The organism is Ruminococcus sp. YRD2003, assembly GCA_900109435.1.
GTDB classification, from domain to species: Bacteria; Bacillota; Clostridia; order Oscillospirales; family Ruminococcaceae; genus Ruminococcus; species Ruminococcus flavefaciens_G.
Genome location: FNZT01000011.1, coordinates 1 through 15,732 on the forward strand (window position 1 = coordinate 1; position 15,732 = coordinate 15,732).

The window sequence follows — 15,732 nt, forward strand, 5'->3', positions numbered from 1 at the left end:
ATGAAGTCTCTCGATTCGCTCACCTTCAAGGCAGGCGAGACCTACAGCTTCAGCGTAGCAGCGAGCGGCTCGGGCAATATGATGCTCTCGCTCCAGTACACGGACGCATCGGGCGAGACCAAGTACGACCACATCGCCAACGGAGTATCCGACGGCAACTACGTACAGCTTGCAAACGCAAACTACAAACTTCCCGATGGCTCGGGATATATCCTCTATGTTGAGACAGAGGATGGCACTTCCAACTTCACTATCGACGAAGCAATCGTCGCTAAGGCAGGCACTCAGATAGACGGTCCCAAGCCCGTAACCACCACAACTACAACAACTACCACCACAACGACAACAACAACCACCACTACCACCACTACAACAGAAGAGACAACAACAACAACTACTACAGAAGAGACAACAACAACCACTACAACCACAACAGAAGAAACAACTACAACAACTCCCACCACAACGGAAGAAACAACTACAACAACTCCCACCACAACGGAAGAGGAAACTACTACCACCACAGCAACAGAGACAACAACAACTGCTGCTCCTTCGTACAACACAGTCTACGGCGACGCCAACAAGGACGGCAGGGTCTCGGTAGCTGACGCAGTCGCTATCCTCCAGTACGTTGCAAACAAGGACAAGTACGGTCTCGACGAACAGGCTCTCGACAATGCCGATGTATATAACAGAGGCGACGGCGTTACAGCAAGAGATGCGCTTTCAATACAGAGACTCGACGCAGGCGCAATCAGCAAGCTCCCCGAGGAACAGTGAGAGCGGCGCAAGGTGATACATCATGGAATCACTCCCCCACTTCTTCCGCGAGGGTACATGATGTACTCACACTGACACGAAATATACGGCTTTATCCCAAAGAGCTGAGAGGGTCCCTTGCGGGCTCTCTCAGCTTTTGTCATACACCGCCGCAGAGAACGGACAAACGCAAGAAAATCGTCCGTACATATTGCTATTTTTTTATGAACATGGTATAATGATTGTGTATAGTCAACGCAAAAAATCGGAATGTAAAACAGATATCAGGTGCAGAGCTATGAAAAAAACACAGTTCAAGGATTCCGTACGGAACATCAAAAAGCATTTTATCTCATATTTTTCGGTCGTTGCGCTCTCAGCGCTCGCCGCATCGTCCTACCTCGGCTTCAGCTGCACGTCGGACGCCATTGTCCGCAGCAGCAGCAGCTACTATAACGGCACTAATTTCCGTGACGCCGAGATAGACTCTCCCCTTCTCATCACCGAAGAAGACCTGACCGCTATCCGCGCCGTTGAAGGCGTAAAAGCGGCTGAGGGCGTATATCAGACGAGCGGACGGCTTGTTAACGGCGAACTATTTGTCAATGCGGACATCATCTCGCTCACAGAGGGCATCAACACCCTGCAAATACTGGAGGGAAGGCTTCCCGAGAGCGAGACCGAGTGCGTCGTGGAGACTGCTTTTATGAAGGAGCTCTCGCTCAGCATCGGCGACACCGTCAGCATACAGGGCGCAAACGGCGAAACTCCCGAATATCTGAAGGGCAGCGACTACGTTATCACAGGCAGGGTCAGCCACCCCGACCACGGCTGCGGAAAGCTCAGCGTCCCTGGGGAGCGAAACGTCATCGTCCTGCCGTCAGCATTCGACGCAGAAAAGCTTGAAAACTGCTATATGAAAGCGGTCATCGACGTTGAGGCAGCCGCCGAAGGCAGCCGTTTCGACAAGGCATACCTGCTGTCGGCTGAAGAAACGGTCAACCGCCTGAAAGCGCTTGCTCCCGAGCGCGAGGAAAAACGTTTCAACGAAATACGTTCAAGCATACAAGAGGATATAGACAGCGGTCAGAAGAAGCTCGATGCAGCGGACGCCGAGATCGCAAATACCGAAAAGGAGCTCAGCGACGGCAGAGCGCAGGCAGAGGCATCAAAGCTCGAACTTGACAGCCTGCTGGAAAAGCTCGGAGCAGACGAAGAAAAGCTCGAAGCCTCCAAGAAGGAGCTCGACGCCGCCAAGACAGCGCTCAACGACGAGAAAGCCGCTCTGGACAAATCCGACTCAGCTCTCAAGAGGACGAGGCAGGAGCTCGCAACGGGCTATCGTCAGATAGAGCTTGCAAAGGACGACGTGCGCTACGAGATATATCTGGCTGTACTGGAGAGCATCGGCGAGCCTGCCAACGGTCTTGACTGGCGCACGGGCACATACACCATCGACCCCGACAACGAGAGCGCATCAGCTCTCAATTTCTCCATAGTAGAGGACCTCACGGTCAGTTTGGACCTTTCTTTGCGCGAGACCGCAGAAGAGGTCGTATACGAAGTTTTCGACGAGACAGGCGAGACCGAGCTGAAGCGCAGGCTCAGCGACGACGACCCGCTCAGAAAGCTCTCGGGGTCGGCAGCAAGGGAATACATCACGGACAGGGTCATCGACGAACTCCGCTCCGATTCGGATGCATACGATTCTCTCGCAGCATCAGCCTCCGATTGGGACAAAAATCACCGTACCTACCTTGACGAACGCAAGACGCACCGCAGCGCCCTTGACGAATATGTCAGGCACACACAAGAGTACAGCAAAGCTCAGGAAGAGCACAGGAAAGCAAGCGCGGAGCTTGAAAGCGGCAGGACGCAGTATGACGAAGGCATCGAAGGGTACACCGCAGCCCTGACCGAGCTGGAAGAAGGACAGAAGTCCCTCGAGGTCAAACTCAGGGAGTACGCGGAAGAGGAAGCAAAGCTCAGAAAGGCGCAAAAGACGCTGTCCGAGCAGGGCAAATTCAGCTGGACAGTCCTCGGCGCGCAGGGAAACGCATCGTACACCCTCATAAGCAGCAACATCGAGAGCACAAAGAAAATGGGCATCATCCTCTCGCTCGTGCTCACACTGCTCGGAGCAGCGGTCATATACACAGCTCTCGGCAGGATATCCCACAAGCAGCGTCAGCTCATCGGAGCCGCAAAGACTATGGGCATCTCCGACGGTGCAATACTCGGCAAATACCTTATCTTCGGCATATCCGGCGCTCTTTCGGGCACAGTCCTCGGAGCGGCACTTGCTTATTACTTGTTGCAGGACAAGATAGCCGACATCTACGGACGCCTTTACGTCTTTGACATCACCGAGAGAGGCTTCCTCCCGACAGCAGCGGCAGCAGCAGCCGCATCATGCATCATCATAAGCGCCGCCGCAGTATGTGCAGCCTGCCTGCCCCATATCCGCACATCAGCGTCGGCACTCCTGCAAGGCGCTCTCCCCGAAAGGAGCCATAAGCGGGACAAAAGGCAAAAGACCTCATCTGTTTACAGGAGCCTCATACTGCGCAATATGTGGGCAGACAGAAAAAGAGCGGCAGTATCGGCAATAGGCATCGCAGGCTGCTGTACGCTGCTTGTTGCAGGCATGACGGTGCGGTCGGGCGTACTCAGCTCGCTTGACGCTCAGTACAGCAAGATCGAGCTGTACGATATGAGCATATCGTTCGACAACTCGAATGAGGGCACCGAGCACAAGATACAGGCGATACTCAACGATTCGGGCGCAGACTGGACCGAGATACAGAGCCGCACGGTGTACTTCGATACTGACGGCAGGATATCGAATGCAGAGCTCATCTGCGGCGATTTCTCGGAGCTTGAGGACTTCTTCCGCGGGACAGACACATATACGGGCAGAAAGGTCTACGACGAAGGGAACGGCGTATGGATATCCAACCGTACAGCCGAGACGAACAGCCTCTCTGTCGGAAACGAGATAACACTCTTTGACAGCTCCATGAACAGCACAGCCACATATGTGGCAGGCATATTCGACCTCTACATAGGCAGAGAGATGCTTGTAACGCGTGAGGGCTACAAAACCTTGTTCGGCAAGGAGAGCAGCAATGACACCTTCCTTGTCAAAGAGGGCAGAGCTGACGTAACAGCGCTTCTGAGGAGGCTCAGAGCCACCGAAGGCGTCGGCAGGATAACCATGAAAGAGGATACACAGAGCAAATATGAGAGCTATACCTCCGATGCGGACATCATCGCTCTCATGTTTGCGGCAGCGGCAGGCATAACGGCTTGCTTCATAATGTTCAACATAATGTCGGTGTACTTTGACAGCAAAAAGGCAGAGCTCACAGCTATGCGGATAAACGGTTTCAGACCGCGCGAGGTCATAGTCTACATCTTATACGAGCCCGTCATCACGACGCTCATCGGTATGCTCACAGGGCTTGGCACGGGCTCGCTTCTGGGCTTCTGCATATTAAGGCTGATGGAGACCGATATGCTGCACTTTGACCGCAGCATACAGCTTGAAGCATGGAAATGGACGATGCTCGCGGTATTGGTATTCTTAGCGGTCATCTGCATTCTTACGGTGAGGAAAGCACGGAATTTCAAGCTCACAGACGCAGCATGACAATGAACGGAAAAGAGGATCAAAGCAATGGCAAAACGAAATGCGGCTATAATAGATGCGACCATGCAGATAATGGAGCAGCTCCTTGAAACGGACGACGTTTACGAGGTACTGTCACACAGTCTGGAGACGATGGTAAAGATAGTTCACTGCGAGGCGGCTGTTGTATGGATAACCGACAGCAGACAGGAACGCCTCTATCCCCTGTTCCACAAGGGACCCTCCGACATCACGGGTATAAGCATACAGAACGGCAGCGGCTCCGAGGGGCAGTGCGTGCTGAACGGCGAGACCGTCATGCACAGCGGAAGCGGCATATCAACGGTATATGACGGCAGCGGCTTCAAGGCAGCATCGGTGATGTGCCTGCCTCTTACAGTACGCAGCAAGGCATACGGCTGTTTCCAGCTCATCGGCAAGACAGGCGCCGACAGCTTTCAGGAGGACGAGCGTATCATCTGCGAGCGGCTGGCAGCCCTTGCAGCCATGTCGATAGATGAATTCAGCTTCGAGTTCAAGCTCCCCGAGACGAAGAAGGCGGTCATCTCGCTGAAAGGCATTACGAAGGAGCACACCTCCGACGCAGGGAAAGTTCAGCTGCTCAGCGGCATAGACCTTGACATATACGAGAACGAATTCGTAGTCATAACGGACGGCTCGGGCAGCAGCGGCAGTGCGTTGCTGAACATCATCGGCGGCATGGAGAGCCCCACAAGCGGCACACTTCTCATTGAAGGCAAGGACCGCTCCAACCTCAGCGACAGGAAGCTCACGCAGCTCAGGCGCACGAAGTTCGGCTTTATCTTCCGCACTCCCCGCCTTATGCCCAACCTGACCGCCAAGGAGAACGTCCGCCTTGTCTCCGACCTTCTCCGCGAGCCCATGCCCGTGAAAACGGCACTTGAAAAGGTGGGTATGCAGCTTCGGGCTGACAACTATCCGTCACAGCTCACGGCAAGCCAGCAGCAGCGCGCAGCCGTAGCCCGAGCTCTTGTCAAGAACCCGACAGCCATTCTTGCAGACGAGCCTACCGCCGCACTCACCCCCGAAGGCAAGGTCGAGCTGCTTGACGTGATAGAGAAGATAGTCCGCGACAAGACTACCACCGTGATAATGTCGACGCAGGACGCCGAGATATGCAAAATGGCAGACCGCATAATAAAGATACGCGCGGGCAGGGTCGAGAGCATCATGACAAATCCCGCCCCTCTCCACGCCGACGAACTCACATGGTAAACAAAGAAAGCCATAAAGGAGCAGAGCTTCTTTATGGCTTTTTCGCATGATATCACGTATAGTTGATAGTGACGGCTCGTTCGAGCTCCTCACCGTTTATCACGAATCTGTGTCTGCCGTTCTTGATAAAGAAATCCTCATCGCGGGCGAGCGTATCCCTGCCGAGCGCCGACCTCACGACGACCCTCGTATCGGAATCGGTGACCGAGATACGCGAATCATCGCTCTTTCCGCCGAAGGCGAGCGCCTCCTGACCGATAGCATCTATCTTTATGTGCGAATCCGTGAGATCTATGTCGGTATGACCGTTAAGAGCGCCGAAGCAGGTCGAATCGTCTGCGAACACGCTGAGCACGATGCTCACCTGCTCGGTAGATATCGCAGCCGACTTTCCGTTCAGCGAACCGATCGCCGCGACCTTCTTGCCGTGGATATTGAAGTTCACTGAGCTCTTTTCGATATGCAGCTCAGCACAGCCGTCGAGCGAGCCTATGAAGACGCCCGAACTTGTCGAGAAATCGGACTCAATGTGGCAGGTCGTGATCTTCATCTCCGTATCGCCCGAAAGCGCACCGATACCCACACACGACTCGGTGTCCACGTCGAATATGAACTCGCCGCGGTTTATGTGTATACCTCCGCCCAGCCCCGAGCCGATACAGATGCTGTCCTTGCCGCGAGCGCTTATCCGCACAGCGCCGTCCTGCTCGAAAACGAGCTCACCGTGTCTTGAACCGTGTTCGGCGCCTATGCCGTAGGTCTCAGCGGCGTTGAGGCTTATGCTGAGCGAACCGTCGCCCTCGGTCACAAGCTTAGCGGATTCGGGCACAAGGATACCCGAATCATGCAGAGTATTCGAGCCGACGAGCACGAGAGTGACGTTCGAGTTCTCACCGAGCTCTATACACGGACGGTTCTTCACGTTTGAGAAGCAGACGTCCTCGAGGGTGATACACCCCTTATAATCAGGCTCGACGAGCAGGTGGATATCTGTTTTCATCTGCGGAGTACCGATGATAGAGATATCCTTGTAGACCATTTCATCGCGCCCGACAACGATATCGGTACAGCCGTCCTTAGCGAGCTTCGCGAGAGAGACGCGGTTCGTCTTGCCGGCGATGTAGATGCGCTTGTTGTTGCCGTCTACGCGCTCCTGATAGTACTGTTTTATCTCACTGCGGCATTTCTCGTCTATCTGACCGACAACGTCCGCAGAAGGTCTCGCCGTATAGAAGCCCTGTATCAGGTCAGCGCCGAGATGTATGACAGTCCGCAGCTCCTCGGCAGTCTCGACGCCCTCCGCGAGAGCCTTGATGCCGTTATCGTGGCAGAAGTCGATTATCTCGCGCACGAAGTGCTGCTTCTGGGGATACTCGTGTATATCGCTGAGCAGCGAGCGGTCTATCTTGACGAAATCGGGCATATAGCGCAGCAGGTTGCTGACGTTGGAATAGCCCGTACCATAGTCATCGACAGCGATATTGATATGCATTTTCCCGAAATGCTCCTTGAGCACTTCGAGCTCGGAATCCTTGAGCTCCGCCTCCTCGGTCAGCTCGACCACGACCCTGTCGGCATGAGCGGCAAGGCGGCTTTCGAGCTCGGGAGCGGCATCCTCCCCGACGCTCACTCCTGGGATACTGTTTATGAAGACGCGGGCGCCGCCGAAACTCTCCTCATTCTTATCAATAAAGCAAAGGACATTGAGGAAGGTCGCCTTTTCGATATCCGAAAGTCTCTCCTGCATGGCAGCGTACTTGATGATAGAGAGCGGCGAGACCTTGGGCAGAGTCCGCGAGCGCATGAGCGCTTCATAGGCGTAAACGCTGCCGTCAGCGGCACTGACGATAGGCTGGAAGCAGTAGTCGAGCAGATTCTCGTCGAGTATTCTTGATACGAGCTGATACTGTTCTTTTTCCTCGGGACCGAGGCTCTCGTAGGCGTAGTTTGCGACCGTGAACTTGCTGCTGTGCAGACGCTCGAGCTGTTCCTGCATCTGTACGAGCATCACGTTTCGCCTGAGCACCTCCAGTCCTCTGCTGACCGAGTTTATCCAGCGACGGTATGTGTCGTCATAGCTGCGTATCTGACTGCCGTAGCTGACAGCCGCATATCCGAAGCAGTTTTTTTCGTAGAAGAGCGGCGTGAAGAAATAAGCCACAGGCTCGTCATGCGGCTCAAAGAGCTCAGGCAGCATATCGGCGGTATCGAAGCTCTCTCCGAGACCCGAGATATTATTTTTGCGGTCAGAGCGGAAGCGTATCGCGTGTATCATCTGCTTGGAGTAGCCGTTATTTCTGAGGCAGAGCCCCTGCCCCGCATTTTTCCACTCGCCCGACAGGCAGAGGTGGAATTCCTCCGCGCGGAGCTGATACACATAGGAGTACACGGTATCGAGGAACTCCTGCACGGACGACTGTGAGATAAGGCTCTCGTCGAGGGTATTATAGACGGAATCGTAGCTTTCCTCCGAGATATCGGTCCCCCATTCGGAACGCCTTATATGGTATTTCGGCATAGTCTCGCAGTGGCAGCCGCAGCTCTCCCCGATGAGCAGAGGCGTGCTGAGCTTGAATGACTCGGGCTCCTTGCCGTTCATTCTGTCGGTGAGGAACCTGAAAACGTACTTGCCGAACTCCTCAGCGGGAATGAGAGCCGAAGTAATGGGGCTCGGACTTGTCTGTCCCTCAAAGGTCGAATCGAAGCCGACCACGGCGATATCCTCTGGGACGCGGATGCCGCGCTCGCTGAAAGCCTTGCAGAGCCCTATCGCCATCTGGTCGTTGGCACAGGCGACCGCCTCGGGGAGCTTCTTCCCGTCGGCGAGCAGCTCCTCGGCACAAACACCGCCGCTCTGATACCAGAAATCGCCGTAGAAGATACGCTCCTCATTCACAGTCAGCCCCGCTTTCGCCATAGCATCGCGGTAAGCCTGCAAGCGCTCCTTCGAGTGCTTGTGCCATTTTTTTCCCGAGAGGAAAGCGATATCCCTGAACCCGTGTACGTCGATGAGGTGAGTGATGAGGTCAAACACGGCTGAATAGCAGTCAGTGCAAACGCTTGGGAAGAGGTCGCTCTCCTTTTCGATAACGACGATAGACTTGTCGAAGATATCCTTGAGGTGCCGCTCGAGGTTTTCCGCGGCATTCTCGGTCTGGATGCTGTCCTTCAGGATGACAGCGCCGTCGAATCTGCTCGGCTCCATTAGGCAGAAGATGTTCGAGTCGCCCTGCTCGCGCTCGGGAGTATCCTGGTACTTGCGGTACATTGAGAAAATGCAGACGTCGCAGTTGCCCGCAAAAGCATTTTTAATAAAGCCGCTGATAAAGCGGTTCTGGTATGATTCGTCAGCTTGTCCGACGAAAAGAGCGATACGTTTTCTGTTGTTCATGGTGAGATCCACATCCTTTGCGGGCATAGTGTGCGAATAAATCAGTCACCATGTATTATACCACAAAGTTTCCGCGAATTCAAGCAAAAAATGTAAAATCTACATAAAAGCCGCATCGGCAGTCATAACGCCGTAACAGCGGTATATTTTTTGTAGATGCTGCACAGGATTGGGCAAATCGCACAATAACGAGGCAATAATTTTGGCGTTATATGTCTGGTAAATATTGCCGTTTATAGTTTCAATAAAGCGATTATTATGTTATAATATATTTATACTCAACCGCTGCCGACGGCAGCCCGAACACAGCAAGGAGGTCATACTAATGACAAACATAAATGATACAGAGGACATGGAGCTCGATACAGAGGCTCTCGGCGAGGTATCGGGAGGCGGGCTCATAGACGAAGTGAAGAAGAAGCTCATCGGAACAGTCGATGCCGACGAACACAACGCTTTCTGCAAGCACTGCGGACAGAAGGTACACTTTGTCCGCAGCGAGCGCAAAATGGGCGGAAACGTAAGCATATACGTATGCAGGAACCGCCACTGCATCGTATTTGGCAGAGAGCGCACGAATCTGCAAGTACAGTGGGCAGACAGCATGACATGACGCAGTTCGGCGGCATCACGCGCGAAAAAGGACATATACTCAAATGATAAATGAAGTCATCGAAAAATACGGTCTGAACGGGACCGAAGCATCAGAACTCTCAGAATACACCGCTAACCGCTTCTCGGGTGCAGAAGCTCCCGAAGATGACGGAACGGACTATATGAAGGGCTGGCTTTCACTGGCACACACCGCGCAGGAAGTCGGCGCCGCGCAGATAATAAACGCCAGGCTCTGCCCGAAGCGTCCCATTGACTACTTTTCCCCCGAGGGCGTGCGGCTGGAGATATTCGCCTCATTTGCGGGTGATATCCCAATTATTTCGGCGGATGACCCGCGCGACTTCGAGAGCCTCGTGACAAATATCGTCAACAGGGGCATACGTCCCGAGGGCATTGAAAAAACGGGAGCGTCATTCGTTTCGGGCAGGACGACCCGCTTCATCATTCTTTCGGCAAAGCCCTACAGCAACGTCCCTGCCTCCGAGCTCGGGCTCTCCCCCGACATCTGGGCGGAGAAGTCGCTGCACATACGCCGCAGCCACGAGTGTACACACCTGTACACCAAGCAGACCCGCGGCATATCCGAAAACAGGCTGCACGACGAGCTCATGGCAGACTTCATCGGGCTGAACGATGCATTCGGTTTTTACAGAGCCGAATGGTTTTTGCGTTTTATGGGCATCATCGGAGGCAGCGGCTCGAGGCTGGATGTGTACACGAAAGGGCTCTCCCCGAAGGTGAGGACAGCCGTCACAGAGCTGGCAGAACAGGCTGCATACGGGCTTGAAAAGTGGTCACAGAGCGAGGGCTTCGCCTCTCTCACGAACGCGCAGCGCATCGAAAGAATGTGCGATGCAGGCATTACAGGAATGATAGGACTAAAGGAGGAATAAACAATGACAGTAGATTTCCGAAGAAACGGCACAGAACTCACAGCAGCTATCGAAGGCAGACTTGACACGCTCACATCTCCCGAGCTTGAGGAGAAGCTCGAGCCCGAGCTTGAGGAAACGGAAAAGCTCATACTCGACCTGAGCGCGCTCGAATACATCTCAAGCGCAGGGCTGCGCGTGCTGCTTTCCGCAGCAAAGGCAATGGAAGAACAAGGCGAGATGACGGTAAGGAACGTCCGCCCCGAGGTAATGGACGTGTTCGAGGTGACAGGCTTTGTTGATTTCCTGAACATCGAATGAACGAGGTGACAATAAATGGCTGAAGACAAGAAAAGCATATTCAGGCAGCAGTCGCTCGAACGCATATCCTCGCCCGAGCAGCTCACGGACTACCTGAAGGTGACGAATCCTGGCATATGGGCACTTCTTGCGGCTGTCATCATACTGCTCGGCGGACTCTTTGCATGGAGCGTCGCAGGCAGACTTGAAACGTCGGTAAGCGGGATAGCCATAGTTGAAAACGGACAGGCACAGGTAATGCTCACCGACGTGTCAGGCAGCGCTATATCCGCAGGTATGCCCATACGCATAAACGACGAGGAATACTTCATCACCGAAGTCGGCACAGACGACTACGGCAGGGCTGTCGCATACGCCCCCATAAACAAAGCTGACGGGAAATACGATGTCAAGGTAGTGACAGAGAGCGTACATCCTATCAAATTCCTTTTCAACTGACGAGGTCAAAGATGAGTAAAAAAGGAGTCAAGATAAAACAGCCCGTCACGAAGGGCTCGGCAAAGGTGCCGGTTATAATGCAGCTCGAAGCCCTCGAATGCGGAGCGGCGAGCCTTGCAATGATAATGGCATACTACGAAAAGTGGGTGCCTCTTGAGCAGGTGCGCTCCGACTGCGGAGTGTCGCGTGACGGCTCAAATGCAAAAAACATCTCCAAAGCAGCAAAGTCCTACGGCTTCAAGGTACAGGCATACAGCCGCACACCTCAGACGATACGGGAAAAGGGCAAGTTTCCATGTATCATACACTGGAACTTCAACCATTTTGTCGTACTGGACGGCTTCAAGGGAAAATACGCCTGTATAAACGACCCTGCGCGGGGATTTGTCAAGGTAAGTCCTGAAGAATTCGACAAATCGTTTACAGGCATCACCCTCAACATCACTCCCGACGAGGATTTCGAGCCTGGCGGCAAGCGCAAGAGCACGCTCGACTTCGCAAGAAAGCGTCTGATAGGCGCAGGAGCGGCAGTCGCCTTTGTAATGCTCACCACGGTCATATCGTCCATATTCGGCATCATCAACCCGATAATGTCGAAGATATTCATGGACAGGCTCCTCACGGGGCAGAACAAGGAATGGCTCACACCATTCATCGCGGTAATGACAGGACTTGCCGTACTTCAGATAATCGTCGCATGGGCACAGACCATATACAGCCTGAAGATAAACGGCAAGATGTCGGTGATAGGCAGCACGTCGTTCATATGGAAGGTGCTCCATATGCCCATGGACTTCTTCTCACAGCGAATGGCAGGCGATATACAGTCGCGCCAGGAAACGAACGCAAGCATCGCGAGCACACTCGTAAACACCTTTGCGCCCCTTCTGCTGAACACGATAATGATGATATTCTACCTCGTGCTCATGCTGAAGCAGAGCCTGCTCCTGACGGCGATAGGCATAAGCACGCTTGTCATCAACATCTTCATGTCGAGAGTCATCTCCGAGAAGCGCATCAACATCACGCGTGTGATGCAGCGTGACAGCGCCAAGCTCGCCGCAACGACAGTAGCGGGCATAGAGATGATAGAGACAATAAAGGCGAGCGGAGCCGAGAACGGCTTTTTCAGGAGATGGGCAGGCTATCAGGCATCTGTGAACTCGCAGGAGGTAAAGTCCGCGAAGATGAACAGCTACCTCGGCATGATACCCACGTTTCTCTCTCAGGCGGCGAACTACGCCGTAATGATAGTGGGCATATGGTTCGTAATGAACGGGCGTTTCACGCTCGGCGCCCTGCAAATGTTCCAAGGCTTCCTCGGGTCGTTCATGGCACCTGCGATGACGCTCATATCCGCGGGACAGACGATACAGGAGATGCGCACACAAATGGAGCGCGTCGAGGACGTAATGCAGTACCCCACAGACCCGAATGCGGCAGAGGGCGGCGAAGAAGAGGCAGTCCTCAAAAAGCTCGGCGGCTCAGTGGAGCTTAGGAACGTCAGCTTCGGCTATTCAAAGCTCGCCGACCCGCTGATAAAAGACTTCTCGATGACGATAAGACCGGGAGGAAGAGTGGCATTCGTCGGCACATCGGGCTGCGGAAAGTCCACGCTGTCCAAGCTGATATCGGGGCTGTACGAGCCATGGAGCGGCGAGATACTCTTCGACGGCAAGCCGAGGAGCGAGCACAGCCGCTCGGTAATGACAGGCTCGGTCGCAGTCGTAGACCAGGATATAACGCTCTTTGAGGGCACTATCGCAGACAACATCAAAATGTGGGACGAGTCAATCAAAGACTTCGAGATGATACTTGCCGCACGCGACGCTCAGCTCCACGAGGACATAATGGCGCGTGACGGCGGCTACCAGTGCAAGCTCACCTCGGGCGGACGTGACCTCTCGGGAGGTCAGCGCCAGAGGCTCGAGATAGCGCGTGTCCTCTCTCAGGACCCGTCCATAATCATACTTGACGAAGCCACCTCCGCCCTCGATGCCAAGACCGAATACGAAGTCGTGAAGTCGATAAAGGACAGAGGCATAACCTGTATAGTCATCGCACACCGCCTCTCCACGATACGCGACTGCGACGAGATAATCGTCCTTGAGCGCGGCAGAGTCATCGAGCGCGGCACACACGACGAACTCATGGCACTGGGCGGAGCCTATACAGAGCTCGTCACCAACGAATAAAGGAGGGAGAAGGCTTTTGGGTTGGTTTGAAAAACAGATAAAGCAGAGAAGCGACCTCGACCAGCAGATGTTTGAAGATTCCTTCTTCCGTGTCGCAGGAGTAGTTCTGGGACAGAAGACGGCTTCAAAGATAAGCGACGACCGCATAATCACAAAGCAGGCGATAGATGACCTGCTGAAATACTATCACTACAAGCCCGTCGAGATACCGAAGAACATCAAGACACACGAAGAGCAGCTCAACTACTGCCTGAGACCGCACGGCATAATGCGGCGTCAGATAGTGCTCGAAGAGAAATGGTGGAAGGACGCCTTCGGACCTGTCCTCGCCTACACCAAGGAAAACGGCGACCCCGTTGCCCTGCTCCCGAGCGGTTTCAGCGGTTACAGCTACCTCGACAGGGAGAGCGGGCGCAAGGTAAAGCTCAACGCAAAGACAGCGGCACAGTTCGAGCGCGAGGGATACTGCTTCTACAAGCCGTTCCCGCAGAAAAAACTGGGCATCCCCGACCTGCTTCTGTATATGAAGAACTGTCTTTCCATAAGCGACTGGGCAGTGATAGTGGCGTCCACACTGGCGGTTACGGGCGTAGGTATGCTTATGCCGAGGATAACCAAAGCCCTTACGGGTCCCGTAATATCGAGCAGGAACACGAATCTGCTCATCGGTATCGCGATATGTATGCTCTGCACAGCGATATCGGCACAGCTCATCAGCTCGATAAGCTCGCTGCTGAACACAAGGGTCCAGACGAAGACGAATCTCGGGGTCCAGTCGGCGATGATGATGAGGGTCATGAGCCTGCCCGCCAACTTTTTCAGGCAGTACAGCGCAGGCGAGCTGACCAGCCGTTCGCAGTCTGTCAGCAGTCTTTGCTCGCTGATGATAGGTATGTTCGTGGGAACAGGACTCACATCGCTGACGTCCCTGCTGTACATCACGCAGATAGTCAGCTTTGCCCCCGCGCTTGTATTACCCTCGCTGCTGATAATACTCACAACGGTCGCATTCAGCGTCGTATCGTCGGCGGTGCAGATACGCATCAGCAAGAAGCAGATGGAGCACGGCGCGAAGGAATCGGGCATGACCTATGCGATGATAAGCGGCGTGCAGAAAATAAAGCTCGCAGGCGCCGAGAAGCGCTTCTTTGCGCGCTGGCTGAACCTCTACTCCGACGGAGCGGAGCTCATATACGCCCCGCCGACGTTCATCAAGATAAACTCCGTCATAACCACGGCGATAGGGCTGATATCGAATATCGTGCTGTACTATCTCGCGGTAAAGAGCGGCATAGACCAGTCGGGCTACTTCGCGTTCACAGCCGCATACGGCGCAGTAATGGGCGCATTCAGCTCACTTGCGGGCATAGCGCTGTCGGTCGGCAGGGTAAAACCCATACTTGAAATGGCAGAGCCGTTCCTGAAAGCCGAGCCCGAGACCGCTGACAACAAGGAGATAGTCACAAAGCTGACGGGCAGCATAGAGCTCAACAACGTATATTTCCGCTACAGCGAGAGCTCGCCCTACATAGTGAACAATATGTCCCTGAAGATAAAGGCAGGCGAATACGTAGCCATAGTCGGCAAGACAGGCTGCGGAAAGAGCACGCTGATGAGGCTGCTGTTAGGCTTTGAGAAGCCCGAAAAGGGCGCGGTATACTACGACGGCAAGGACCTCAACAGCCTTGACCTCGGCTCGCTGAGGCGAAATATCGGCTCGGTCATACAGAGTGGCGGACTGTTTCAGGGCGATATCTTCTCAAACATCATAATCTCAGCCCCGCACCTCACGCTCGACGCCGCATGGGAGGCAGCCGAGATAGCGGGCATAGCCGACGATATCCGCGCGATGCCCATGGGGATGCAGACCATCATCTCCGAGGGACAGGGCGGCATATCAGGCGGCCAGAAACAGCGTCTCATGATAGCGCGTGCGGTAGCACCGAAGCCAAAGATACTTATGTTCGACGAAGCGACCAGTGCGCTCGACAACAAGACGCAGAAGCAGGTCAGCGAAGCGCTTGACAAAATGGGCTGTACGCGGATCGTCATAGCCCACAGACTATCGACTATCCGCCACTGCGACCGCATACTCGTCCTTGACGGCGGAAGCGTGACAGAAGAGGGCACCTATGAGCAGCTCATCGAAAAAGGCGGATACTTCGCGGAACTCGTAGAGCGCCAGCGGCTTGACAAATGAACAAACGGCGTGATAAAGCAAAGGCATCACTCCACAAAGCCTGTCTTGCG

At 54.2% G+C, this 15,732-nt stretch carries 10 protein-coding genes; 9 read left to right on the forward strand and 1 reads right to left on the reverse strand.

Annotation, left to right across the window (positions count from 1 at the left end; translation table 11 throughout):
- The 3 genes from BMX22_RS16480 to BMX22_RS10135 all read left to right on the forward strand — a co-directional run.
- Positions 1–783 (forward strand): dockerin type I repeat-containing protein (locus tag BMX22_RS16480; protein WP_207645880.1); only part of this gene is annotated, 783 nt, incomplete at its 5' end.
- A 277-nt stretch (positions 784–1,060) separates the two neighbouring features.
- Positions 1,061–4,414, forward strand: a complete 3,354-nt coding sequence (locus BMX22_RS10130; RefSeq protein WP_074742342.1) for an ABC transporter permease — start codon at positions 1,061–1,063, stop codon at positions 4,412–4,414.
- A gap of 27 nt (positions 4,415–4,441) precedes the next feature.
- Positions 4,442–5,650, forward strand: coding sequence for an ATP-binding cassette domain-containing protein (locus tag BMX22_RS10135; RefSeq protein WP_074742343.1), 1,209 nt, complete (start codon positions 4,442–4,444; stop codon positions 5,648–5,650).
- A 52-nt stretch (positions 5,651–5,702) separates the two neighbouring features.
- Here the strand turns inward: BMX22_RS10135 and BMX22_RS10140 are convergent, their stop codons facing one another.
- Complete coding sequence (locus BMX22_RS10140) at positions 5,703–9,041, reverse strand: EAL domain-containing protein (protein WP_074742344.1); 3,339 nt, start codon at positions 9,039–9,041, stop codon at positions 5,703–5,705.
- Positions 9,042–9,366: 325 nt separating this feature from the next.
- On the opposite strand from BMX22_RS10140, the gene BMX22_RS10145 reads away from it, so the two are divergent.
- The 6 genes from BMX22_RS10145 to BMX22_RS10170 are packed head-to-tail and all read left to right on the forward strand — an operon-like array spanning position 9,367 to position 15,682.
- Complete coding sequence (locus BMX22_RS10145; protein WP_074742345.1) at positions 9,367–9,654, forward strand: hypothetical protein; 288 nt, start codon at positions 9,367–9,369, stop codon at positions 9,652–9,654.
- Positions 9,655–9,697: 43 nt separating this feature from the next.
- On the forward strand, positions 9,698–10,549 hold the full coding sequence (locus tag BMX22_RS10150; RefSeq protein WP_074742346.1) for a DUF7005 family protein: 852 nt from the start codon (positions 9,698–9,700) through the stop codon (positions 10,547–10,549).
- 3 nt (positions 10,550–10,552) lie between these two features.
- Positions 10,553–10,849: an STAS domain-containing protein gene (locus tag BMX22_RS10155; protein WP_074742347.1), complete on the forward strand. Its 297-nt coding sequence runs from the start codon at positions 10,553–10,555 to the stop codon at positions 10,847–10,849.
- Positions 10,850–10,864: 15 nt separating this feature from the next.
- Positions 10,865–11,287, forward strand: a complete 423-nt coding sequence (locus BMX22_RS10160; RefSeq protein WP_074742348.1) for a hypothetical protein — start codon at positions 10,865–10,867, stop codon at positions 11,285–11,287.
- Between the two features lie 11 nt (positions 11,288–11,298).
- A complete protein-coding gene (locus BMX22_RS10165) occupies positions 11,299–13,482 on the forward strand; it encodes an NHLP family bacteriocin export ABC transporter peptidase/permease/ATPase subunit (protein ID WP_074742349.1) in 2,184 nt (727 codons plus the stop codon).
- A gap of 16 nt (positions 13,483–13,498) precedes the next feature.
- Complete coding sequence (locus BMX22_RS10170; protein ID WP_074742350.1) at positions 13,499–15,682, forward strand: NHLP bacteriocin export ABC transporter permease/ATPase subunit; 2,184 nt, start codon at positions 13,499–13,501, stop codon at positions 15,680–15,682.
- Positions 15,683–15,732 lie beyond the last annotated feature (50 nt).